This is a genomic window from Methanomassiliicoccaceae archaeon (assembly GCA_034928305.1).
Taxonomy (GTDB): domain Archaea; phylum Thermoplasmatota; class Thermoplasmata; order Methanomassiliicoccales; family Methanomethylophilaceae; genus VadinCA11.
This window is the reverse complement of the sequence record JAYFOZ010000002.1, coordinates 232,540-256,363: the sequence shown is the minus strand read 5'-3', so window position 1 is coordinate 256,363 and position 23,824 is coordinate 232,540. Positions and strand designations below refer to the sequence as shown.

General features: G+C 52.0%; 20 protein-coding genes, 2 tRNA genes and 1 rRNA gene. 10 read left to right on the top strand and 13 right to left on the bottom strand.

Going from position 1 to position 23,824, the window contains the following annotated elements; translation table 11 throughout:
* Positions 1–8: 8 nt before the first annotated feature.
* From VB016_03080 to VB016_03050, 7 genes are all read right to left on the bottom strand, one after another.
* Positions 9–482: a 30S ribosomal protein S13 gene (locus tag VB016_03080; GenBank protein MEA4977517.1), complete on the bottom strand. Its 474-nt coding sequence runs from the start codon at positions 480–482 to the stop codon at positions 9–11.
* 1,284 nt (positions 483–1,766) lie between these two features.
* Positions 1,767–1,851: transfer RNA gene (locus VB016_03075), tRNA-Leu, on the bottom strand.
* Positions 1,852–1,884: 33 nt separating this feature from the next.
* Complete coding sequence (gene map, locus VB016_03070; protein MEA4977516.1) at positions 1,885–2,775, bottom strand: type II methionyl aminopeptidase; 891 nt, start codon at positions 2,773–2,775, stop codon at positions 1,885–1,887.
* A complete protein-coding gene (locus VB016_03065; GenBank protein ID MEA4977515.1) occupies positions 2,769–3,407 on the bottom strand; it encodes an L-threonylcarbamoyladenylate synthase in 639 nt (212 codons plus the stop codon). Before VB016_03065 ends, map begins: the two co-directional genes overlap by 7 nt.
* 1 nt (position 3,408) lies before the next feature.
* Positions 3,409–4,044, bottom strand: coding sequence for an MBL fold metallo-hydrolase (locus VB016_03060; protein ID MEA4977514.1), 636 nt, complete (start codon positions 4,042–4,044; stop codon positions 3,409–3,411).
* Between the two features lie 134 nt (positions 4,045–4,178).
* Positions 4,179–7,097: ribosomal RNA gene (locus VB016_03055) — 23S ribosomal RNA — on the bottom strand.
* Positions 7,098–7,434: 337 nt separating this feature from the next.
* Positions 7,435–7,836 (bottom strand): DUF61 family protein, encoded by a 402-nt coding sequence (locus tag VB016_03050; protein ID MEA4977513.1) that lies wholly within the window; start codon positions 7,834–7,836, stop codon positions 7,435–7,437.
* A 49-nt stretch (positions 7,837–7,885) separates the two neighbouring features.
* Here VB016_03050 and nifB point away from each other — a divergent pair, with 49 nt between their 5' ends.
* From nifB to VB016_03030, 4 genes are all read left to right on the top strand, one after another.
* Positions 7,886–9,145 carry a nitrogenase cofactor biosynthesis protein NifB gene (gene nifB / locus VB016_03045; protein ID MEA4977512.1) on the top strand — a complete coding sequence of 420 codons (1,260 nt, stop codon included), beginning with the start codon at positions 7,886–7,888 and terminating at the stop codon, positions 9,143–9,145.
* Between the two features lie 55 nt (positions 9,146–9,200).
* Positions 9,201–10,025, top strand: a complete 825-nt coding sequence (locus tag VB016_03040) for a 2-amino-3,7-dideoxy-D-threo-hept-6-ulosonate synthase (protein ID MEA4977511.1) — start codon at positions 9,201–9,203, stop codon at positions 10,023–10,025.
* A gap of 12 nt (positions 10,026–10,037) precedes the next feature.
* Positions 10,038–11,096 (top strand): prephenate dehydrogenase/arogenate dehydrogenase family protein, encoded by a 1,059-nt coding sequence (locus VB016_03035; GenBank protein MEA4977510.1) that lies wholly within the window; start codon positions 10,038–10,040, stop codon positions 11,094–11,096.
* Between the two features lie 100 nt (positions 11,097–11,196).
* A complete protein-coding gene (locus VB016_03030) occupies positions 11,197–12,966 on the top strand; it encodes an alanine--tRNA ligase (protein ID MEA4977509.1) in 1,770 nt (589 codons plus the stop codon).
* 63 nt (positions 12,967–13,029) lie between these two features.
* Here VB016_03030 and VB016_03025 read toward each other — a convergent pair whose 3' ends face one another.
* Positions 13,030–14,202, bottom strand: coding sequence for an MFS transporter (locus tag VB016_03025; protein ID MEA4977508.1), 1,173 nt, complete (start codon positions 14,200–14,202; stop codon positions 13,030–13,032).
* Positions 14,203–14,473: 271 nt separating this feature from the next.
* Here VB016_03025 and VB016_03020 point away from each other — a divergent pair, with 271 nt between their 5' ends.
* The 3 genes from VB016_03020 to VB016_03010 are packed head-to-tail and all read left to right on the top strand — an operon-like array spanning position 14,474 to position 16,771.
* Complete coding sequence (locus VB016_03020; protein ID MEA4977507.1) at positions 14,474–15,991, top strand: catalase; 1,518 nt, start codon at positions 14,474–14,476, stop codon at positions 15,989–15,991.
* Positions 15,988–16,419 (top strand): YbaN family protein, encoded by a 432-nt coding sequence (locus VB016_03015; protein ID MEA4977506.1) that lies wholly within the window; start codon positions 15,988–15,990, stop codon positions 16,417–16,419. The genes VB016_03020 and VB016_03015 overlap by 4 nt, the downstream gene beginning before the upstream one ends.
* Positions 16,409–16,771 carry a transcriptional repressor gene (locus VB016_03010; GenBank protein ID MEA4977505.1) on the top strand — a complete coding sequence of 121 codons (363 nt, stop codon included), beginning with the start codon at positions 16,409–16,411 and terminating at the stop codon, positions 16,769–16,771. The genes VB016_03015 and VB016_03010 overlap by 11 nt, the downstream gene beginning before the upstream one ends.
* Before the next feature lie 90 nt (positions 16,772–16,861).
* Here the strand turns inward: VB016_03010 and VB016_03005 are convergent.
* Positions 16,862–16,934 (bottom strand) — tRNA-Ala (locus tag VB016_03005).
* Between the two features lie 99 nt (positions 16,935–17,033).
* Between VB016_03005 and VB016_03000 the strand changes: the two genes are divergently transcribed.
* From VB016_03000 to VB016_02990, 3 genes are all read left to right on the top strand, one after another.
* Complete coding sequence (locus tag VB016_03000) at positions 17,034–17,870, top strand: shikimate kinase (GenBank protein MEA4977504.1); 837 nt, start codon at positions 17,034–17,036, stop codon at positions 17,868–17,870.
* 482 nt (positions 17,871–18,352) lie between these two features.
* Positions 18,353–19,405, top strand: coding sequence for a chorismate synthase (aroC, locus tag VB016_02995; protein ID MEA4977503.1), 1,053 nt, complete (start codon positions 18,353–18,355; stop codon positions 19,403–19,405).
* Complete coding sequence (locus tag VB016_02990; GenBank protein ID MEA4977502.1) at positions 19,405–19,662, top strand: chorismate mutase; 258 nt, start codon at positions 19,405–19,407, stop codon at positions 19,660–19,662. The genes aroC and VB016_02990 overlap by 1 nt, the downstream gene beginning before the upstream one ends.
* Here VB016_02990 and VB016_02985 read toward each other — a convergent pair whose 3' ends face one another.
* The 4 genes from VB016_02985 to rpsJ form a co-directional block, all read right to left on the bottom strand.
* Entirely contained in the window at positions 19,663–21,228 is a 1,566-nt protein-coding gene (locus VB016_02985) for a PH domain-containing protein (protein ID MEA4977501.1), read from the bottom strand.
* Positions 21,225–21,740, bottom strand: coding sequence for a PH domain-containing protein (locus tag VB016_02980; GenBank protein ID MEA4977500.1), 516 nt, complete (start codon positions 21,738–21,740; stop codon positions 21,225–21,227). Before VB016_02980 ends, VB016_02985 begins: the two co-directional genes overlap by 4 nt.
* A 10-nt stretch (positions 21,741–21,750) precedes the next feature.
* Positions 21,751–23,397: a dihydroxy-acid dehydratase gene (ilvD, locus tag VB016_02975; protein ID MEA4977499.1), complete on the bottom strand. Its 1,647-nt coding sequence runs from the start codon at positions 23,395–23,397 to the stop codon at positions 21,751–21,753.
* 110 nt (positions 23,398–23,507) lie between these two features.
* On the bottom strand, positions 23,508–23,822 hold the full coding sequence (gene rpsJ, locus VB016_02970; GenBank protein MEA4977498.1) for a 30S ribosomal protein S10: 315 nt from the start codon (positions 23,820–23,822) through the stop codon (positions 23,508–23,510).
* Positions 23,823–23,824: the final 2 nt, after the last annotated feature.

The following is a 23,824-nucleotide window of genomic DNA, read 5'->3' as shown; positions in this document are numbered from 1 at the left end:
AAAACACCTCACTTCTTCTTGACTCCGAGAGTCAGTCCTTTCCTTCCGTTAGACCTTGTCCTCTGGCCCCTGACCTTGTGGTGGGTCTCGTGCCTGATTCCGCGGTAGCAGCGTATCATCTTCATCCTGTTGATGTCGTCTTTCTGGACCATGTCCAGGTCGTTCCCGATGAGGTGCATGTCGGCTCCGGACTCGTAGTCCAGCTGCCTGTTGACTGCCCATGAGGGAGCGTACTCGACGTACGTCAATACCAAGTTCTCGATCTCTTTGACCTTCTCGTCGCTGAGTGTACCGATCTTGGCGGACTGTTCAATGCCTGCTTTGTGTGCAATAGTGTGGGCTACTCTGGCCCCCACTCCTTTAATGCTCTGGAGACCGATAATAGTCTTCTTGTGACCGTCTATATCGCTGTTTGCGACACGGACGATAAAGTTAAAGTTCTCGTCCTCGGCCTTTGGTGCCTCTTTCTTTGCTTTTGCCATTTTGTTACCTCCGCAAATGTTCCGAAAGGAATTCATCAAGCGCGACCATGGTAGGTCTGCTCTCAGTGTTCGCTTATGGCGGGTCCTGAGTTTGCGTAATGGGTCGATGGGCTCTTTATTTAAAATGATTTGTGCGCCCAATTATTAAGCGCATCACGACGACATCATCGACAAGATTGTCTGGCTGTAGACGACCGCCGCCGTGGACATGCGATTCGGATTAAAAACAAGGGCCCCGCCCGAGCGTTCCACGATTGTCTTCCGGGCGACATGGTTGTGTGCCGCATATGAAACCTCTCCCGACGTGTAGCTGTAGAAACTCCGCTTTCGAACGTCGGTTCCTCTCGGATCCACACCGACGTTATTTCTGTATGTGGCACATCTTCATCGATGAATGGCGCCGTCGACTTCAAGCCGTCTTCGCCCATATCGGCAGAAACGTCCGTCCCAGAAAAATGCCATCTTTACCGAGGCTGCGGGCGCATGGAACTCTTGACATTCTTGCCGGGGATGTCTCTTGGAAATTGCCCGTCATTGTTCCAGAACCTATGGAACGTCGTAACTGCCAGATGAATGAAGAATGACGAAGTATCGCTACACCTGATCCCATGCTGGCCACCGTGTCGCTGAAGAGTGTCGGATTTGAGGCAACTATGAAAAGTGCCAGCTATATGATTGTTGCAGAAATCTTTATCTTTTTATCCTTATCTACAGCTTATTGGTCTGCCTGGGACCTCCCCTTGTTATCAATGCGCCTCTTGTCTCCGTCCTCGACTTTATCACGGTTTAACATCCTCGTCTCGGCATCTGATTTCAGATTGAAGACCGCCGGCCTGCTGTTTGATATCTCCGATAGAATGAATTTTGCCCCTCACCCCGGTAGTGTCCTGCAAGATAATGGTGCCCGATCCCTGGAAATTTAAACTGTCCCTCCCATCGCCTTTGGTCCCGGCCTCGTATCCGAAAACCCTGTTTCTGGGATCGCATTCTCTCATTCTGCAGCATAAACATCGAAATAAAGTGTCTCTTTTCCAAAATGCTTACGTTTTACTTTGAATGAATACGCATATGCGGGAATGACCGCCTGTACGAAAAAAATGAAAATTTAATCGACGCGCCATTGAAATGATGACTGGGGGCGAATAGAACAATATCGCCGAATCTCCCGATGCAAAGGCCGCCGCCGCGAGAAACAGCGTCTCGAAAGCCGGCAGCGCATGCCTTTGACGTTATTTTCTGCACCCCGTCATATCGATAGGCCAGTGCCGCTTTATCTAGTGTTAGTGCCGAAGGCCGGATTTGAACCGGCGAACCCCTGCGGGAACAGATCTTGAGTCTGCCGCCTTTGACCTGGCTTGGCAACTTCGGCTCAGATGATGTAGAATGCGGTTGTAAATAAACCTCACGGAAGAGTGGTCACTTCCGCCCGGTCGCCAGACACGTAGAATGTGTATTCATGCTGAGATACTATCCCTTTTTTGGCCTCTATAAGCTGGGCGTAGCTCGAGAGCACTCCGCGGCGGATCAATGCATTCACGTGCTTTTCCGCATTGGGAAAGTCACAGCTCCTGGCACAGAACGCAAACGATTTGAACTCGCCTTTCACGTACTCGAAAAACTCCTTCGTTGCCGGATCCTCTATCTCCCTCTCCCTCAGTATGCGCACAATGTTTCCGGGCGGTCCATTGATGACTTCCCCTGAACCATTGGTAGCGAATGGCTCCACAGCCAGTATTGTTCCCAGAGGTATGGTCGTCTTGTCGCCGTTATCGTAACTGGGGACCGACATCCCTGCATGAAGGATGTACTGCGCGATCTGATGTCCGCATAGGTTTCGGATAGGACGGAATCCGTCCTGAGTGATGCTCGTCTCGACCACGCCGCCGATTTCACGCAACGAACACCCGCCGCCGACGAACTCGGCAACCGTATCCCTGGCGCGTTTCGAAGACTGAATAAGTTTAGTGTATCTTCCGGTTCCCGCCTCGGCAGTGCCCGCCGTATCTCCGACCCATCCGTCTATCTCGGCGCCACAGTCTACCTTGACTACATCTCCCAGCTCGAAGACCTTCTTATCCGCAACGCTGGGAGTGTAATGCGCGGCGATCTCGTTTATGCTTATGTTGCATGGGAAAGCGAGTCCGCAACCTTTCTCCCTGATGTATCCCTCTACCTCCTGGGCTACATTGTACAGCTTAACGCCCGGCCGTATCATGCCGAGCCCGATCTCACGGGCCTCGGCGGACACTTTGCCTGCTTTTCTTAGTTTAGAAAGTTCGCTCTCGGTCAGCAACGCAAAGCCTCCTCTATCTGCTCCCTGGATATCGCACCCTGACGGACGATCTCGACCTCTCCCTTGAAGAGCCAAACGATGGTCGACGGCTTTCCGAGCGATGACTGGCCAGAATCAAGATATGTTTCGACTTTGTCGCCCAGGTCCTTGATCGCGGAATCAACGACGATCGCGTCGGGATGGGAGTGCGCGTTCGCCGATGTCGCAACGATCGGGCCGCAACGCCTTATGAGTTCGAGAGCTATCGGATTGTCGGGAATGCGCACGCCTACCTTATCGGACCCGGCGGTGACCATGTCGGATATCTGCGTATTCTTTTTGATTATAATTGTGAGGGGACCTGGAAGGAACGCATCGATCAACCTGTCCGCATTCTCATTCAGAACGGCGACCTGTTCCATCATCTTCTTGTCTGTTACAGCGACGGAGAGTGGCATGTCGAACGGCCTGTTCTTGGCCATAAATACTTTTTTCACGGCCTTCTGGTTGAAGACGTCAGCGCCTATTCCGTATACCGTTTCGGTAGGGTATACCACGAGCCTTCCCGCGGCGATGTCTTCTGCCGCAATAGCTACGGCAGACATGGTGGTTTCGTCCAATTCATTTCCCGAATTACATCTTAGGATCTTCATCTTATTCACCCGTGTATCTGAATCCGTTGATAATAGCTTCCTTGCCTCCGCGCTCCATGCACGGTCCGTGGCCAGGATAAAGGCCGTTGATATCAAGTTCTTTTAATTTGTAAAGCGACGCCCTGAGGTCGTCGATATTCCCGCCCCTGAAGTCCGTGCGGCCGACACCGTTGGAAAAAACCGTGTCGCCCGAGAACAGGGCATGGGTCTCCGTATCGTAGAGGCATATGCAACCTTCGGTGTGTCCGGGAGTCTCGATTACTTTCATAACGTGCCCTCCCAGATCTATTATGTTCCCCTCCGAAAGCTCATGGACCTCTGCAGGACAGGGCATCAGGTCCATGCCGGAGATCCTGTCCTTGCCGCCCTTACGTATTGCGTCAGCGTCCCTGGAACCGGCGAATACCGTTGGACGGAACGCCGGGACAATGTCTTTTAGACCGCCTATGTGATCATAGTGGCGGTGTGTGAGGATGAGCGCATCTAGCCTCCTTCCGTTAAGAAGATTGGCGATATATTCGATGATCGGGCCGGAAACAGTTCCGGACCCTGTATCAATTAGCATGGTGCGCTCTCCTATGATCAAAAACATGTTGGAATCATAGGGAACGAAAGAACCTAACCGGTATATCGTCATCGATAATGCCAGTTGATAATCATATTTAACGTTTAACGTAGAATGAAAAAACGCTAAAAGATAAAGATAAAAAAATAGGCAAATGACATGGATGAGAATTTCATACGCAACCTGTTTAACTGCTAGACCATACCCCAGCGGCGTCGAAGAACGTTAGTAAGCCAGGACTGAATACCTCGGAAACCCTCGGTACTTACATCCGGCTTCTATCAAACTCATCATTTATGAGTGTTCTATGGGTGCCTCTTTTTCAAGACGGCTTCGAGCTTAGATGCATTCAGCTCTTATCCGCTATCGCGTGGCTACTCAGCATGCCTTGTCAGACAACTGATAAACTAGAGGCGACGAATCCCTGTTCCTCTCGTACTAAAGGATCCTTCTCGTCAGGCACCTACACCTCCATCAAAAAGCAACAAAACTGTCTCGCGACGTTTTAAACCCAGCTCACGATCCCTTTTAATGGGCGAACAACCCCACCCTTGGCAGCTGCTGCACCACCAGGATAGGGAGAGCCGACAGCGAAGTAGCAAGCCACGAGGTCGATATGAACTCTTGCTCGTGACAACTCAATTATCCCCAGGGTAATTTTTCTGACATCAATCACCCCCATTCAGGAGGTTGATTGGTTCGCTAAGCCATAGTTTCCTATCTCCGAACCCTATTGTCTGGTTCCGAGTCAAGCTAGCTTTTACCTTTACATTCTTCGGTAGATTTCTGACCTACCTGAGCTAACCATTGGGCGCCCTTGTTATCTTTTTGAGGGCGTGGCGCCCCACCCGAACTGCCTGCCTATAGCTGTTCCTCCGAAGAGGTGAGTCGTAAAAATCAGCAGGGGCGGTGTTTCATCGTAGACTCGGAGAGATGCTAGCGCACCTTCCTGGGTAACGTCTCCCGCCTACCCTACACGTGCCAATTCTTACAACAACAACAGGTTGCAGTGAAACTCCATGGGGTCTTCGCTTTCAGATGGAGGGGTCTGGATTGTGCACCAGACTGATTGATTTCACTAGCGTCTAGGCGGGGACAGTAGAACTCTCGTTGAGCCTTCATGCAAGTCGCCAATTAAGCGACAAGGTATTACGCTACCTTAAGAGGGTCATAGTTACCCCCGCCGTTTATTGGTCCTTCGATCCGTTGAAACAGATTTTCAGATGCCAACACTGGGCAGGCTTCGGCCCCTATACACATCCTTTCGAACTAGCAGGGACCTATGTTTTTATTAAACAGTCGGAGTTCTCTTGCCACTGCGACCAGTAGCTCTCACTACTGGCACCCTTTATCCCGAAGTTACAGGGCTAATTTGCCGAGTTCCCTCGCCTAGATTATGCTAACACGCCTTAGGCTACTCACCTAGGGACACCTGTGTCGGTTCTTGGTACGAATGAAACAGTTGTAACCATACCCTTTTCATGGGGACTAGGAATTTCCGGAAGGGGACTTTCGTCCCCCTCGTCACGCATTCGCTCACTTCTCACCATGACGGTTCTTCATGAGTTTAAACGCTTGAATACACAGACAAGTGTACTCCAGATATCCTACTCCGTAGGTATGGACAAAGACTGCTTCAGTACTGGAATATTAACCAGTTTCCCTTTCGATAGCCTCGATTAAGAGCTACCTTAGGATCGACTAACCCTTGGCTGACGAACATTGCCAAGGAACCCTTGCCCCTGCGGCGATACGGATTCTCACCGTACTTTGCTGCTACTCTCACCAGGATCCTCGTCGGTACACGGTCCACAGGACTTCACAGCCCTGCTTCTGCCCATGCACCGCGCCCCCTTACCAAATTACATTGCTGTATTCTATAGTATCGGTACTCGGTTTAGCCCCGTCCATTTTCTGGGCCCACAATCTAGACTGGTGAGCTGTTACGCTATCTTTAAAGGATGGCTGCTTCTAAGCCCACCTCCCAGTTGTTTTAGACTGCCGACGCCATTTCATATTACACTTGACCGAAATTTAGGGACCTTAACTATAGTCTGGGTTGTTTCCCTTATGGCCATCAAGCTTACCCCGGATGGCCTTGCACCCGATGTCTACGGTGAACACAATTTCGGAGTTTGACAAAACGCCGAGGAATTTCTTCCCCTAAGCGCTCAATCGGTGCTCTACCTCATGTTCCACCTCGATCGAGGTCTAGCTGCGACTAGTTTCAGGGGGAACCAGCTATTTCCGGCCTAGATTGGCCTTTCACCCCTATACCCAAGTCATCCAAACGATTTGCACATCAGAACTGGTTCGGACCTCCACCTCCCCTTCGAGAGGCTTCATCCTGCTCAGGCATAGATCGACCGGCTTCGGGTATCCGCACCATTGACTCCAGGCGAGCACACCTTGCCCCTCATTAAAAATTGCGGGCAATCGGTTTCCCTGCGGCTACCTAATTGAATAGTTAACCTCGCCAATGACCAGAACTCCCTGGCCCGTTTTTCTAAACGGACAATATAACACTGGTCCACCAATAATATTGGCTTCTTCCCTTTGATGCTATATAAATCTTTAACCGCATGGTTTCAGGTCTTTTTACCTCCCGTTAAGGGTACTTTTCAGTTTTCGCTCACGCTACTACTACACTATCGGACTAGAGACGTATTTAGGGTTGGAAGTGAATGCCTCCCAAATTCATGCGCGATATCCAACGCACACTACTCAAGGACATCTAAAATCTCCATTCCAGCCTTCTCCTAAGGGGCTATCACCCTCTATGGCACGGCTTTCCAGCCGATTTTGGATATTCTGGACAAAGGAGTAAAAGAGCCTACAACACCACACCTCCCGAATGTTTCCATACGGGATTCGGTTTGCCCTGTACCGCGTTCGATCGCCTTTACTAACGGCATCTCTGTTGATTTCTTTTCCTGCGGGTACTAAGATGCTTCAATCCCCCGCGTTCCCGATCATTACTGATCATTCCGAAGAATAGGAAGTCCCATTAGGTCATCGTCGGATCATAGGCTTCTTGCACCTACCCGACGCATATCGCAGCTTGACACGACCTTCTTCAGCGCTCTAGCCGAACCATCCCCCATGCGGCGTAGCATCGCCGCTGGCGTATGATCTAGCACACGTCCAGGTTGCGTATGATTGGTGATCATCGAGCTTGTCCGATCTCATCCTCCATTAACGGGGCCCTTCCACCTCTTCCCCGAAAGAGGATCTCTCTCCGGGTGCATGTCATTTAGATTAATGCCATATTTTCGTTGCCGAACTTGGCGAAATCACCGTAGACTGAAGAAGTATATAATACCTCCCAGCGTCACGGTTTCCCACCCTGGCATGGTATCCGCGACGGTCCCCCGTCGGGTCACCAGGCCCGAGCAACTCGACCCATTCGAATCGAGCAACCCCACTATATTCATTCCATATTTAAGGTTTGGGAATTTCCACTCACGGAATGAAGGCCAGCACCACCGCAGTGGGGTATTTCCGGCGTAGATCGGCAAGATTTGGGTTGTAAAATCGTAACATATCCGTTCTGTACGGACGTTTGCCCAGGATCTTGGACATCACCGAAGTCTCCGTCTCGCCGTCCACCTTCCATGCTCCGCCCTCGGCCGAGGTGTCCGTGCTTACTATGATCGGTATCCGGAGCCTGACCTTCTCGGCATCGGTGCAAATATCGGCGATCCCCTTGAGTTCCAATGGGTCCATGTCGAAGACCTCTCCGCTGCGGGTCCGATAAAAATAATCTCCATTTTCCAAATGGTCGATCAAGGTTCGGCGGGAGACCGGGATGTTCGAGTTGCACTCTGACAATATCGATCCCACAAACCCTGTGTATCGGTCCATGCTCCATAATGCCAATCATGTTATAATAAAGGGGAGAACATAATGACTCATGGACCGGGAGGAAGATATCAGAAAGGCTTTGGATGCCCATCCTTGCTATAATGAGGAGGCCCACCTTAAATTTGCTAGGATGCATCTTCCCGTTGCTCCCAAGTGCAATATTCAGTGCAATTACTGCAACCGAAGGTACGACTGTTCCAACGAATCGCGTCCGGGCGTTACCAGTGAGGTCCTGTCCCCCAGGCAGGCCGCCGATAAGGTCAAATTCGTCCTGGAGAAGATCCCGAACCTCAAGGTGTTGGGAATCGCCGGTCCGGGCGACCCGCTGGCGAACGAAGAAACCTTCGAGACCCTGAAACTAATAAAAGAGGAATATCCGGAACTGACGTCATGCGTTTCCACCAACGGCCTTATGTTGCCGAAACGTGCACAGGAGCTCTACGATCTCGGCGTAAGGTTCCTTACCGTCACGATGAACGCCGCGACCCCCGATGTCGGCGAACGGATCTACGGCTCCGTCATCTGGGAAGGACATAGGCTTTCCGGAAGGAGTGCTGCCGAGAAGCTTATCGGAAACCAGAAGGAAGGCATCAGGATGTGTGCCGAACTGGGAATGGTCGTCAAGGTGAACATAGTCATGGTCCCCGGAATCAACGACGTTCAGATACCCGAACTTGTCTCCGAAGTTAAAAATCTCGGAGCTTACATCGTCAACATCCTGCCACTGATACCGGTGGCCGGGACAAAGTTCGAGAACATGCGCGCTCCCACTCCTTCGGAAAGGAAGAATATGATGGACCTCTGCTCTGCCGATGCGCGCATGATGAGGCACTGCAGACAGTGCCGTGCAGATGCCATAGGTCTGCTGGGCGAAGATCGTTCCTCGGAATTTGTCCATATAGGTAACTGCGCCGCTGGGTGCGGTCCTTCAAAGGAAAGAATAGCCAATATAACCATCGAAGAACCCGACAAAGAAGAAGTTCTTGTGGCGGTCGCAACGACGGACGGTAAGAACGTGGACAGCGGCTTTGGTAACGCAAAGATGTTCAGGATCTATGCTTCCGACGGAAATACCGTGAGATTCGTCAGAGATGTGAAGGCTATTGAAGACGCGCCTGTGGCGGGCCAACGGCACAAGGACCGTATTTCCTCTACCGCCGACCTGCTAGAGGGCTGCAAAGCTGTTGCAGTGTCGGAGATCGGGCACATGCCGGAGAATGTTCTTATCTCAAGGGGCATCGCCGTTGTTATTGCACACACCGATGCCGATACGGCCGCAGCCGAAGCCGCCGCCGCGGTGTTGCAATAAGGGTTTTCTTATTTTTTCGGACACATATCGGAAATAAATTAATATACCGTGCTATATGTTAGCACGTAGCACGGTTAGGAATATGTTCGGAAAAAACGTCAGAATGGAAAGAATAATAGATAGGAAAACAGGCAACTGCGTCATAGTGCCCATGGACCATGGAATATCGATAGGACCTACCGACGGCCTGATCGATATGAAGCATACTGTAAACGCCGTCGCCAACGGGGGTGCGACTGCAGTGCTTATGCATAAGGGCCTGGTCCGCCACGGTTACCGCGGCGGGGGCCATGACATCGGGCTGATATTGCACCTGTCGGCGTCCACTAATATGGGCGACACCAACAACAGCAAGGTTTTGGTCGCCGGCGTGTCCGAGGCCCTGAAGATGGGTGCCGATGCCATCTCTATGCACATTAATTTCGGTGCCGAGACAGAACCGGAGATGCTCCGCGACCTCGGAAGCCTGTCTCGAGAATGCGAAGAGTGGGGGATGCCTCTGCTGGTGATGGCATACCCCCGCGGACCTAAGATCGAAAACTCATACGACCCTGCCCTCGTGGCGCATAGTGCCAGGGCCGCCGCGGAGCTGGGTGCTGACATCGTAAAATGCAGCTACACCGGCGACATCGATTCCTTCAGAGATGTGGTCAGGGGAGCCCTTGTCCCGGTGGTGATAGCCGGAGGGCCGAAGATGTCATCGGACCTGGAGATGCTGACGATGGTGAGGGACTCCATCGATGCGGGCGGACGCGGTGTGTCCATCGGTCGCAACATCTTCCAGCACAAGGACGTGGAAGGCATCACCCGCGCTATAACCGATATCGTGCTGAGAGATGCTAGCGTGGAAGAGGCTATTAGGGGCATCAAGAAAAAATAAGACGGGATAGAAATGGAAAACATAGAGGACCTCAGGTCGGGAATGCGCCGGATAGATGACGGCATCATGGAGCTGATAGGCGAGAGGCTGAAGATATCGGAGAAGATGGGCGTCATCAAGGCCGCCGCCGGCAAGGGCGTACGCGACGTGGCCGTTGAAAGGACCACGCTTGAAAGGTTCAGGGCACTGGCAGACATGGTGGGGCTGAGCCCGGAGGCCGCAGAGGACATCTGCAGGATACTGACGGAACAGTCGATCGGCATCCAGGCCTCGGTCCCCAGGGGATCGTCAAAAAGGAAAAGTATTGCGATAATAGGGGGACATGGGCAGATGGGGAGGATGATGCAGCGTCTGCTCGGCAGGTCCGACCATGAAATAGTCATCATCGATCCTGCAGCAAAAAACGGCAGGAGCCTCGGGGACGCCGCTGATGCGGACATCGTTATCGTATCCGTCCCCATATCCTCCGTCTCCGGAGTGCTCCGCGATCTAGACGGGATCTGTCGCGAGGATGCGCTGATATTCGATATATCGTCCTTGAAATCGCCGTTCCTACACGTGCTCAAGGATATGGCTTCCAGAAGACGCGTATGCTCTGTCCATCCGATGTTCGGGCCATCTGTCCGTTCCATGCACGGCCGTAACCTGATAGTATGCGACTGCGGTTCAGATGAAGCGGCGAATATGGCCGTGGAACTGATGAAAGACCAGGGCGCAGACATCAGGGTGATACCGGTGGACCAGCACGACATGTACATGTCCTACGTGCTGGGACTGAGCCATATAGTCAATATTGCCTTCTTCACCGTCCTGGAGAGGAGCGGCATCTCGTTCGGGGAGATGTGCTCCGTGGCCTCGACCACGTTCGACAAGATGATAGATACCAATATGTCGGTAGCTTTGGAGGACCCGCACCTGTACTACGAGATACAGCATCTCAACGTCAATCGCAACAAGATGCTCTCCGAACTCGGGGACGCCATCCGAGCGGTCAGCGATGCGGCCCTCTCTGACGATTCGGAGGAATTCAGCAACCTTATGCTGAGGGGACGCAGCTACTTGGAAGAGTGATGCGGCGTTCCCGCCGAGGGGTGCGCCCGGACCTCGGCAGTGCCGAAATAAGCCAGCATTTTTAAATAACGAGCCCATCACGCGTATATCCAGGTGTAACATGAAGGCACAGGAGCTCAGAGAGGCGTACGTAGAATTCTTTAGACAGAGGGGCCACGCGTTCATCAGATCGGCTCCTCTTATACCGGAGAACGACCCCACCGTCTTGTTCACAACAGCAGGGATGCATCCGCTCGTACCCTATCTTCTCGGAGAGAAGCATCCTGAAGGAAAGCGGCTCGTCGATTACCAGAAATGCATAAGGACCGGCGACATCGAAGAGGTAGGCGACGCCAGCCACCTGACATTCTTCGAGATGCTCGGCAACTGGTCCCTGGGCGATTACTTCAAGAAAGAATCAATCACATTCAGCTATGATTTTCTCATCAACGTCCTGAAGCTCAGAACGGAACAGATATCCGTCACTGCTTTCGAAGGAGAGGGAACTATCCCCAGAGATGATGAGACGGCAGAAATCTGGAACAAGCTCGGGATTCCGAAAGAACAGATCTACTTCTATGGGCGCTCGGACAACTGGTGGGGCCCCGCGGGCCAGACCGGCCCGTGCGGCCCGGACACCGAGATCTTCTTCGACGACGGAAGACCGAAATGCGACCCGAAATGCGGACCTTCCTGTCACTGCGGCAAGTTCACAGAGATCTGGAACAACGTATTCATGGAATATTTCAAGGATGCCGAAGGAAGATTCACGCCCCTTAAACAAAAGAACGTAGATACCGGCATGGGGCTCGAAAGGGTCCTCAGGATAATGAATGGCCAGGAGACGGTCTATGACACGGAGCTCTTCGCCGGGATCATCGGGACCATTGAGGAAATTACGGGAAAGGATTACGCAGACGACAAGAGGGCGTTCCGTATCATCGCCGACCATATCAGGGCGGCCACGTTCATCATGGGCGACGGCGTCGTGCCCGCAAAAGTCGGTCAGGGTTACATTCTCAGAAGGCTCATCAGAAGGGCCAGCAGATATCTTTCGAAGCTGGGCGTCGACGGAGTCGAGATGTGCGGGATCTGCAATGTTGTGATCAACGAGTACAGCGCATCATATCCTGAGCTGGAAAGGAACAGGGAGACGATACTCTCGAGCATTACCGCCGAGGAGGAGAAATTCCATCAGACCCTCAGAAAGGGGCTCCGCAGGTTCGACGAGATGGCCGAAGGGCATGTGATCGGCAGTACGCTTGACGGAGAGCAGGTTTTCAGGCTATACGACACGTTCGGGTTCCCTATCGAGCTAACTAAGGAGCTGGCCGAGGAGAGGGGCTTCAATGTCGACATCGGCGATTTTGAACGCCGTTTCAAGGATCACCAGGATGTTTCTCGCGCCGGTTCGGACCAGAAGTTCAAGGGCGGGCTTGCTGACAACAGCGAGGAGACCACAAAGCTCCATACCGCAACCCACCTGCTCAACGCCGCGCTCAGGAAGTTCGTCGATCCGAACATAGTGCAGAAAGGCAGCAACATCACGGCGGAGAGGCTCAGGTTCGATTTCAACCTGGACAGGAAGGTTACGCCGGAAGAGCTGAAACAGGTCCAGGACTTCATCAATGACATTATAGTGCGCGACATACCGGTCGTGTGCGAGGAGATGCCGTACGAAGAGGCGAAGGAGCATCATGCCATGGGCGTCTTCCAGGACAAGTACGGCGAGAAGGTCAAGGTCTACACGATAGGTGACGCATCCTGCGAGATTTGCGGAGGCCCCCACGTCAACAGCACGGGCGAGATCGGTGGCTTCAAGATCATGAAGGAAGAGAGTTCTGCCGCCGGAGTTAGACGCATCAAGGCGATAGTTGGCAAGTTGGATTGATCATTGCCAAAGTTCTCCCGTATGCGTACGTCGCCGGCGTGAGGGCCATCGAGGGCGTCCCCGTCATTGCTTGTTCTCTTTGGACACGTACACTGCCGCCACGGCCACCAGCGATCCGACGAACATGATCCCCCACACGGCGGAGAAATTTTCCAACGTGTAAGAGGTGCCTATTATCGCCCCCGCCACGGTCGTCCATACAGAGGCCCCCAAGAACAGGAAGACGTTCATCGCGGCCACTGAAGTTCCGGCTATCGATACGGGGAACCACTCTTTGACCTGGGAGAACGACAGCGTCATGAACCCGCCGAAGAATCCGAAAAGAGTGCACACTGCACCCCAGAAAAGGGCACTGTCCATTTTTCCTGCAAATATCCAAACTGCCAACCATACCGTGGCAAAGCCCACATTGCCCAGAAGCATCATGATGCGTTTCGAACTGATGATCTTGCGGCCGGCCATTATTCCGACCAGCACCGTGCTGACTATCTTTCCGATACCGATCATAGCGACCAGCCATACCGAAAGGACCGTAAATCCGTAGACGGAATCGAAATAGACCTTGGACCATGTGCCCTGGAACACCATGATAGAACCATAAACGAGGAAATATGCCAGAGCCATCGGCCAGAACTTCCTTCCTCCCGCGAACACCGTCTTCAGTCCTTCGACCATCCCTATCTTATTCTGCTTAGCGGGAGCGTCGTCAGGGCGGTCCTTCAGCAGAGCGAGGCACAGCACGGCTATTATGACCGTGATTATGGCTAGCAGTATGAAAGTGCCCCTCCATCCGAAATTGGAGACGGCCACGGCCAACGGCACAGTAGCGGAAATGGCGCCTATATTGCCGACCGCGATGATAATTCCGTTAAGCTGTGGGAAATAATGGGAAGGAAACCATGTCGCGACAAACTTCATCATTGGAATGTAGACTGCGGCCATGCCCGCGGCTATCATCATCTTTCCTATAGCGACAAAACCGAAGGTGTCTCCGAACGCCGTGACCGCAGAACCTGCAGCTGCTATTGTGAGGAAAATGAAAGACACCTTTCTGGGTCCGAACCTATCGGACAACATTCCACAGGGTATCTGCATCGCTGCGTATGTCCAGAAGTACACGGAGCTCAGATATCCGATGTTGCCCCCGACCTCTTCGACGATATCGCGTCCGACGACGGCGACAGACATCCGATGCAGGTATACAAAGAAATAAGCCGCAAGAAGGATGGCAAACATGATCCATGCATAACGGCTCGCCCGCTTGATCTTTAGGTCATTTGTTATGGTATTCACCAACGACGATTGTGATTCGGAAAGGGGTCGAACTCTCAGTCGTCCCGCTGTTCTTTGTATTTGTATGATGGGATTTCTATATAAAAACCGAAACGGCAATTGTCGAAGTACAGGCGTATAAAGTAATTACTGGGCAAAGCGTAGCAATATGGGCCATAGATAAAGTATAAACTACCAGTAATGAGTACTGATAGTAATAAAGGGAGGTAAGAAGTTGGAAGACAAAAACGACGACGAGAAGAAGAAATTGACCAATGAGGTCGGTGCGCCGGTTGCCGACAACGAACACGTGCTCACGGCAGGGCCAAGGGGCCCCATGATGATGCAGGACGTTTGGTTCTTCGAGAAGATGGGTCACTTCAACCGGGAAGTAATACCCGAACGCAGAATGCATGCCAAAGGAAGCGGTGCGTTCGGTACGTTCACGGCGACGCGCGATGTCTCCGATTATACTAAGGCCAAAGTCTTCGAGAAGGGCAAGAAGACCGATATGTTCGTAAGATTCTCCACTGTAGCGGGTGAGCGCGGTGCCGCCGACGCGGAACGCGACATACGTGGTTTTGCAATGAAATTCTACACCGAAGGGGGGAACTGGGACCTTGTCGGCAACAATACGCCTGTTTTCTTCCTCCGCGATCCTTTGAAATTTCCGGACCTGAATCACGCCGTCAAGCGCGACCCCAGAACGAACATGCGCTCTCCGCAGAACAACTGGGATTTCTGGACGCTTCTCCCCGAAGCGTTCCATCAGGTCACAATAGTCATGTCGGACCGCGGAATACCTGCATCATATAGACACATGCACGGATTCGGAAGCCACACGTTCAGTTTATACAACGATAAGAATGAGAGGGTGTGGGCTAAGTTCCACTTCAAGACCCAGCAGGGGATCAGGAACCTTACCAACGAGGAGGCGGCAAAGGTGGTGGCCCAGGACCGCGAGAGCCACCAGAGGGACCTGTACGAAGCGATAGAACGCGGCGACTTCCCTAAGTGGAAGATGTATTTCCAGATCATGACCGAGGAGCAGGCCTTAGCCAGGGACATAGACCCATTCGACGTCACGACCGTCTGGAGCCATAAAGAATATCCGCTGATCGAGGTTGGGACGATGGAACTGAACCGCAACCCCGACAACTACTTCGCACAGGTCGAACAGGCAGCGTTCAGCCCTGCCCATATAGTCCCGGGAATCGGGCTTTCGCCGGACAAACTGTTGCAGGGCAGGCTTTTCTCATATGCCGACGCCCAGCGCTACCGCCTCGGAGTCAACAGCGACCAGATACCTGTCAATATGTCTAAGGTCCCGGTGCACGCATACCACCGCGACGGCATGATGAGGGTAGACGGCAACTACGGCTCCACCAAAGGATATCAGCCCAACTCGTACGACGAGTGGGCTGATCAGAACGAGTACCGCGAACCGCCGGACAGGACATATGGTGACATATATCACTATGATCCCAAAGACTACGCTACCGACAACTGCTTCAAACAGGGCGGGGACCTGTGGAGGCTGATACCGGAGAGCGAGAAGGCCGTTCTGATAAAGAACACCGCAACGGACATGGCTGTCGTAACTAAAAACGTAAAGTACCGCCACGCGACCCACTGCTACCTTGCAGACCCGGAGTACGGCGAACGCATGAGCAGAGCCTTAGATCTCGACTTCGAGACGGTAAAGAGGTATTCAAAGCTAGACCACGAGGGATTGGCAAAGGCGACCAAATGAAAATAAGGAACGTGTTGTTCTGTATTGCCGGTACGGCGATGCTCGTTCTGGGCGCGATAGGGGCGTTTCTCCCTCTCCTGCCCACGACGCCGCTGGTCCTGGGCGCCGCCCTGTGCTATGCTACAGGGAGCCCACGCTTATACAAGTGGCTCACAAACACACGTTTCTTCGGCCCTATAATCAAAAACTATAGAGAAGGTACCGGCGTCCCCGTCAAGACCAAGATCTTTGCGCTGGCGTCGCTGTGGGGAATGCTGGTACTTTCAATGTTGATGACCTATGATGCCCTGTTGACAGTGTTGCTGTCGATAGTCGGAATATGCGTGACGATACATATCGTCCGTATGAAAGGATGCATCAAGATAGAAGCAGAAAGTGATCCGGATGATGGAGTACAGGAATACACCACAGAGGAAATTGGTTCTTGATATCGTAAAGAACAGACGTGATCATCCCAGCGCGGACGAGGTGTACAATGAAGCGCGCAGGTCCGACCCGCATATCAGCCGAGGCACGATTTATCGGAACCTGAAGCTGCTTTCCGAGCAGGGCCTGATCCGCCACGTGCGGATGGCAGGGGGCGTCGACCGATTCGACTGCAGGTTGGATGACCATTTTCATTTCATCTGCGAAAAGTGCGATAAAGTGATTGACGTGAACATACCGCCCGGCATGAATGTAGATTCCCGCATCGTACCGCCCGAAGATGCTGAAGTACACGGGCATTGGGTCATTCTGAGAGGGCTGTGCTCGGAATGCCGGGGCAAGGAAAATCGATGAGCCCCCAAGTATTGAATTGCGACATATCGTACGCCGTTCCCAGAAACTGAAGCCGAACAGGCATCGTTAAAAGAAGAAATTAAAGGAAGGTGGACTGGGCGAGATTTGAACTCGCGACTTCTTGCTTGCAAAGCAAGCGATCTTCCAGCTGATCTACCAGCCCACTGGAGAGGTCAATCTAGCTGAATATTATATAACTTTCGTCTTACATAGAGGATAGAAGAACAATGGCGGGATTAAAAACCGTCAGGAGCTGAACATATTGACGACTGGCATGTCCTGGGGGGCCATTTCTGTAATTAACGCAATGCCCGGAGGGGTGGGCGCCACCATAGGTACGAAGCTCACCACCCGTTCCGATTTTGTTCCGGGCGGCGACGAAAGAGTGGTAAATATTATTAACGACCCTAAGGAATCAACAATGCTCGCCGAGCTTTGCGTTTCTGCGGCGTATAATGCGACAGGCGCAGAGGAACCTGACGGCTGGCACCTGAGTACATTTTCAGAGATGCCTCCTTCCAAGGGTCTGAAAAGTTCCAGCTCTGCATGCAATTCGATCATTTCCGCAGTCTTAGAGGGGCTTGGCTTCGTTACCGACCCGCTTACGGTCATAAAGATGGGGGTCGAATGCGCAAGGCGCGCAAAAGTCACAAGGACAGGATCGTTCGATGACGCTTGCGGATGCCACTATGGCGGATTTGTGATGACCGACAACTATACGGACAGCATCATCTTCCTCGAAAACATACCGAAATACGACGTGGTTTTGCACATACCGGATCTTAAGATCCGCAAAGAGGGCATCGACCTCGGACCGTTAAGGAAGGCGGCCATAGCTCAAAGAGAAGCGATTGCTCTTGCAAAAAGAGATCCTATGGCCGCAATGACGCTCAACGGACGCATCATTGCAGAAGCATCCGGACTGGACAATAGCATTGCGGAGATGTCCCTGAAGGCAGGAGCGTTGGGTGCCGGCATTTCGGGTTCCGGGCCATCGACGGCCATCGTGCTCAAACACGGCACTGCAAAGGCATTCCTGAAAAACACGGGCCTAAATGATGTGATCGTTACTGAAACCCGCAGGCTGAATGAAATCTGAAAATGCGACGGCACGTACATAACGGCGGAACAGCTACGGCTGACCGGACGATCCGCACAATAGCACGCGCGGGGCCTTACGCCTGGCAGCCGACATTATCTGGAATGCCCCGATAGGGGTTTAATCTGTTCTGTCTGGCGCCTGCGCTTCATCCACGGTGGGATTCTCCGCACATAGATGCCTAACCGAGCTCATCAAGGATGTCACGGCCATCACCTATGTGCTGTGGGGCTCAGGGTGTTCGGATGCGGGACTTCCCTCCGAAGGTTTTGTCCGTTACCTTTAGTTCACCCGTGCGATCCCCGCGCGTGCAAGGGCACATACGTAATCTACATTATAAGTAATTTTCTCAAGTTATATCCATTAAAATAAGAAAATAATGATAAACAATGTAAATTATACGAAAATCGTTGATTGTAGATAAAAATTCAACGAAATCTAATATCCGAAATAATCAGATAATACTACTGTATTGGTGCTTCATGTTCCAATTGGGAGAGAAGATAAAATTTACGCTTTTCGGCAGTAGCCACGGGCCTTATGTTGGCTGCATTCTTGAAGGGATTCCTGTAGGAATGACCATAGATTCAGCTCTGATAAAGAAGTATATGGAATTGAGAAAACCTTCTGCGGGAATCGGTACTCCTCGAAAAGAACCGGATATACCCGAGATCGTTTCCGGAATAGAGGGTTCCAAATCTGACGGTACTCCCATTTTGATCAGAATACCGAACACTAACGTCAGAGATTCAGACTATTCCAAATATGGATATACTCCGCGGCCCGGCCATGCCGATCTTCCGGCTGCCGTAAAGGGATTGAACTGCCTTGGCGGAGGAGTGTTCTCGGGACGTATGACCGCGGCGATAGTGGCAGGAGGAAGCATAGCCAGGCAGTTTATTTCAAGTTACGGCATAAATATCTCTGCACACACCAGGTCCATTGGCGGAGTAGCAGATGCCGAGCCACGAGACTATGGACAATCTCTTGCATCGGAAGTATATCCCACTCGCGCATGCACAAAGGACCTTGACAGTGCCATGAGGAGAGAGATCGAACGTGCTTCCGAAGAAGATGACAGCGTTGGCGGAGTAACGGAATGCGTCGTATCCGGACTGCCGATAGGATTTGGAGGCATCTGGTTCGAAGCGTTGGATTCGGAACTGGCTAGGGCGATATTCAGCATTCCTGCATGCAAAGGGATCGAATTCGGCGAGGGATTCTCTCTGGCCAGGATGAGAGGATCGGAGAGCAACGACCAATACTTCTACGACAATGGTGTGAAAACAGCAAGCAACAACATGGGGGGAGTCGTAGGCGGAATGAGCAACGGTGCTCCGTTGTTGTTCCGCACCGTGTTCAAACCTACTCCATCGATATCCAGACTTCAACGTACCGTAGATCTCAGGGCTGGCATCAATACTGACATAAGGGTCGGCGGCAGGCATGATCCGTGCATAGTTCCGAGGGCTGCCGTAGTAGTCGAATCGATGACGGCCTTGGTGATAGCAGACCAGATCGGGAGAGGTTTTTGATGGACAATGACGAACTAAGAAAAAGGATCGCATCGATAGATGAAAGAATCATTTTGCTCGTTGCGGACAGAATGCAGACCGCACATGAGATCGGCCAGAACAAGAAGGCCGCAGGAATTCCCGTTTATGATCCGGAAGTCGAGAGAACCGTAATAGCCAGATACCGCAGGATAGCTGTGGAAGAGCATCTGGATCCTGATTCCGCAGAAGAGCTCGCGAAAATACTTATGGCATGGTCGTGCAGAATACAAGAATGATCAAAGATATTTCCTGTAGTCATAGCGCCCGTCCTTTACCCGAGCTATTACCTCTTCGGAAATCTCTTCGAGCTCCTTTGCATCGAAGTAACCTGACTTGATCTTCTGCGATCCGATAGATGACAGAAGGCTTATGTTGCATCTCGCCAGTCCGTAAGGCCGTGAGAATAGCCCGCTCTCGACCTGGGCCATCTGCACCTTGTCATAGCTCATGGTAGTTATCTTGCGGTCCACAACGCCCATCAAAAATGTGATCTTGTCCTCGCCCTTTCCGTACTGGACTATTCTGCGGGACATCACGCCATTAATGAACAGCCCTACTACGACAACGGCCGAGGCCATTATTATTGCGACCGCAACGTGCTCCGTGTCCGCCCACCCGCCTACTTGCACATGCCTCATCGTGTCATAGAACACATATGCGATGGCCGCAAATATCAAAGACCATAGTGTCGCGCGAATGAATATCGGTTTAGCCGCCTCTTTTGGCTGGTTCTTCATTTCCATATCATAGACGAACTCCGGCACTATTGCAGACATGACCTTTTCTATCGTATCTCTGTCTTTCATCGGACAGAGGAGAGGTGCGATATTGTTGCCATTATTATCATCGTTTGACGCCAGCCCCACCACCTCTGCATCAAGCATGTATCTCTTAATCAGCCTGGGTATCAGCGGACTTCTTATGCGGACAGCATTTATCTTCGAGACCTTGAAGGACTTGTTATAGGTCCTTATGAAGCCGTGGCTTATGTAGATCGTGTCTCCTGCCCTGTAGATTTTATAATTGAAATAGTGGAAAATCATCGCGATGACCGGTACAACGTATGATATGAATGCTAATGCGATTGCAATTAGTCCGGAAGCAAAATCACCCGTTGATATAATCATCTGATAAATTCCGAAAACAAACATTATTATTCCGAAAATAGCCGACCCGGTAGGTTGCGAGAGAAGACCGTGAAGCACCACATCCCTCTTCGTTATTGTCACTATAGATGGGGTGGTCGCATCATCGGCGGGGATGTTGTTATTCTTGTACATCTTCTGGTAAAGATTTGCCCTGATCCTGTCAGAGACATCGACCCCGAATGTGAGGGTCAGTTCCGGAGAATTGGCGTTGACGCTGCTGTTGATATTTATCATCAGCCTCGAGGTGTTTGTAAGCCTGTTGATAATCCCGCGGTTGACATTGGTGGACGCGATTTTCGTATATGCGATCCTTACCTCTTTCTTGAACAACGTATCCCGGAATACCGTAACCTCGGCCTCGCCGAATTTGATCGTCGTCCTTTTCCAGCGCCAGTACGAAATCCATGCTGTAACGCCCACTAACGACGAGAACGTTGTCAGTGCTATGTAGATCGAATATTCGTAGGCAAATTCTTCCCCTGTATCTACAATCGAGATATAGAACCAGAATGCCATGAATGCAGCGGCGATGGACACCTGCGCTACCGCCTCGACTACCTTGATGGGATGCTGGATGAACTCTTCGTTCACGGATATCTTTTCGAAGCGCGGAGATGCCTCAAATGTGGGCTCCGGTCCGTTCTCTTCGTTCATTCCCTCTTCCTCAGAATCTCAGTTATGTAATCATTGAGACTGTCGGCGATTTCTTCGGCGACAGGTATATCGAGATACTGGATTCTGGCTACGCCCCCGGCCGTGGTTATCGTGACGTCTGCAAGACGGAACAGATTGTTGATCGGACCGCGCGCGACCTCGAGCTGATGGACCCTCTCGATGGGTACGACAGTGTGCGATATCACAATTATCCCTTTGCGGATGTCGATTCTATCGCTATCGATCTTATACCGGTAGCGAGCGTAATAAACCAGGGGTCCGAAGGCCAGGTAGATGATGATAAGCGCGTAAACCGCGAACATCGTTATCACGTATATGCCAGGCACATTGTAAGACGGCAATGCGAACATATAGATCCCATAGACTATCGCCGTTATTACGACGGCCGCTATAGTATTGCCTATGTACATTGACCCGATCGACCTCTTCGGCAGAATGTGATATCCGTCCGAGGTCAACCCATTATCGTCGACTTTGAATTCGTTGCTCATTCGATCACTATCATTCGAGATAGGCGCCATTGGCACCGTTGGTGACCAATTTTCTGTATTTTTTCTGAACACCTGTGACGGGTTTCTCGACCCTCTTGACCCTAGACATACGCTCCTCGATCTGAGCGTCGGATAGTCTGACATCCAATCTCCTCGACGGTATGTCTATGTCGATCGTGTCGCCATCCTGCACTGCGGCGATTGGACCTCCTTCGTATGCTTCAGGTGAAACGTGCCCTATGGCTCCGCCCCTGGATGCACCCGAAAATCTTCCGTCGGTTATAAGTGCAACCGAGTCGCCCAGGCCTCTTCCTACTATCAGGCTGGTGGGCGAGAGCATCTCGGGCATTCCGGGTGCACCTTTGGGGCCCTCATACCTTATGATGACCACGTCGCCCGGGACTATCGAGCCGGAGACTATCGCCTCGGTGGCCATTGCTTCGCCGTCAAAAACCCTCGCGCGCCCGGAGAATCTCATCATATTCGGACTTACAGCGGCCTGTTTTACGACCGACCCCATCGGGGCGATGTTTCCCTTAAGGACGGCGATGCCGCCCTGCTCATGGAAGGGATTGTCCAGAGGCCTGATTATATCAGGCTTTACGACCTTTGCAGACTTGGCTATCTCCAATATGCTCTTTCCGTTGACCGTGGGCGCGTCCTCAAGGACGTCCTTCAGCCTGTTCATGACGGCCGGTATACCGCCCGCAGAATCAAGATCGGCCATACTATATGGGCCTGCGGGCCTAAGGCTCGTGATATGAGAAACATCTCTGGAGATATTATCGAAATCGTCCAGGGTCACAGGGGTTCCGAAGTCCTTCGATATTGCCGGTATGTGGAGGGCCGTATTGGTGGACCCGCCTATGGCCATGTCGACCCTGATCGCGTTCCTGAACGACGCTTTGCTCACTATGTCGCGGGGACACGTGTTGGACATTGCGAGTTCGACGGCCTTGCGTCCAGTCTCCTTGGCGATCTGTAATTTCTTTTTATCAGATGCTACGCAAGTAGCGCAACCTGTGAGGCTGAGGCCCATTGTCTCGGTCAAACATGCCATCGTGTTAGCGGTGAACAGCCCGGAGCAGCTTCCCCTTCCCGGACATGCCTTGCATTCGATATTTCTGACGTAGTCTTCATCGACCTTGCCTGCCGAATATTCGCCGAGCGCTTCGAACACAGACTGAAGATCGAGGTCTTTATTGCCGTCCTTTCCGACCTCCATCGCTCCTCCGGTCAACATGATCGCGGGAACGTTCATCCTGCCTGCTGCCATTAGCATTCCGGGCGTGACCTTGTCGCAGTTGGTGATTCCGACCCAAGCATCAAAGGCGTGACCTTCGACCATGACTTCGCAACAATCGGATATAACTTCACGTGATATCAACGAATATCTCATTCCCTTGTGGCCCATCGCAATACCATCGCATATTGCTGGGACACCGAATGTGAAAGGATATCCGCCAGCTTCGATTATACCTTCTTTGACGGCATCCGCGAGCTTGTTGAGGTGTATGTGACCGGGCACCACTTCGTTCCAAGAATTGGCTATGCCTATGAAGGGTTTCTCAAAGTCCTCATCGCACAGGCCATCTGCTCTGAGCAGGCTTCTGGCCGGTGCCTTATCTATGCCGCTCTTTACAGCGTCGCTCCTCATTTGAATTACCTGAGTGGCCTATCGGGAGCGACCGTATATAATTATCTGAAAATAAAAAAATAACAGTTGAAGGGGCATGGAAAAACCATGCCCCTGGGGGAAAACTAGTTTCAGATGCTGCGGAGGACAATTTCGATGTTCACACCGTCAGGGACGTCGATCCTCATGAGCTGCCTAAGGGCGCGCTCGTCGGCATCGAGGTCGATGAGCCTCTTGTGGATGCGCATCTCCCAGTGGTCCCATGTCTCGCTTCCTTCTCCGTCAGGGCTTTTCCTGCAGGGCACCCTGAGTTTCTTCGTGGGCAACGGAACAGGTCCGCGTATGGCCACTCCGGTCCTCTGGGATATTGCCTTGATCTGGCCGCACACGTTGTCGACCTTCAACGGATCGCTCCCGCTTAGAGATATTCTTGCGCGTTGTGACATCT

Bases quoted from the DNA above. Each gene is read 5' to 3' on its own strand.
- VB016_03080 (MEA4977517.1), bottom strand. From the start codon at position 482: ATGGCAAAAGCAAAGAAAGAGGCACCAAAGGCCGAGGACGAGAACTTT.
- VB016_03065 (MEA4977515.1), bottom strand. From the start codon at position 3,407: ATGAAGATCCTAAGATGTAATTCGGGAAATGAATTGGACGAAACCACC.
- VB016_03060 (MEA4977514.1), bottom strand. From the start codon at position 4,044: ATGACGATATACCGGTTAGGTTCTTTCGTTCCCTATGATTCCAACATG.
- VB016_03050 (MEA4977513.1), bottom strand. From the start codon at position 7,836: ATGGACCGATACACAGGGTTTGTGGGATCGATATTGTCAGAGTGCAAC.
- nifB (MEA4977512.1), top strand. From the start codon at position 7,886: ATGGACCGGGAGGAAGATATCAGAAAGGCTTTGGATGCCCATCCTTGC.
- VB016_03040 (MEA4977511.1), top strand. From the start codon at position 9,201: ATGTTAGCACGTAGCACGGTTAGGAATATGTTCGGAAAAAACGTCAGA.
- VB016_03035 (MEA4977510.1), top strand. From the start codon at position 10,038: ATGGAAAACATAGAGGACCTCAGGTCGGGAATGCGCCGGATAGATGAC.
- VB016_03030 (MEA4977509.1), top strand. From the start codon at position 11,197: ATGAAGGCACAGGAGCTCAGAGAGGCGTACGTAGAATTCTTTAGACAG.
- VB016_03025 (MEA4977508.1), bottom strand. From the start codon at position 14,202: ATGTTTGCCATCCTTCTTGCGGCTTATTTCTTTGTATACCTGCATCGG.
- VB016_03015 (MEA4977506.1), top strand. From the start codon at position 15,988: ATGAAAATAAGGAACGTGTTGTTCTGTATTGCCGGTACGGCGATGCTC.
- aroC (MEA4977503.1), top strand. From the start codon at position 18,353: ATGTTCCAATTGGGAGAGAAGATAAAATTTACGCTTTTCGGCAGTAGC.
- VB016_02990 (MEA4977502.1), top strand. From the start codon at position 19,405: ATGGACAATGACGAACTAAGAAAAAGGATCGCATCGATAGATGAAAGA.
- VB016_02985 (MEA4977501.1), bottom strand. From the start codon at position 21,228: ATGAACGAAGAGAACGGACCGGAGCCCACATTTGAGGCATCTCCGCGC.
- VB016_02980 (MEA4977500.1), bottom strand. From the start codon at position 21,740: ATGAGCAACGAATTCAAAGTCGACGATAATGGGTTGACCTCGGACGGA.
- ilvD (MEA4977499.1), bottom strand. From the start codon at position 23,397: ATGAGGAGCGACGCTGTAAAGAGCGGCATAGATAAGGCACCGGCCAGA.
- rpsJ (MEA4977498.1), bottom strand. From the start codon at position 23,822: ATGTCACAACGCGCAAGAATATCTCTAAGCGGGAGCGATCCGTTGAAG.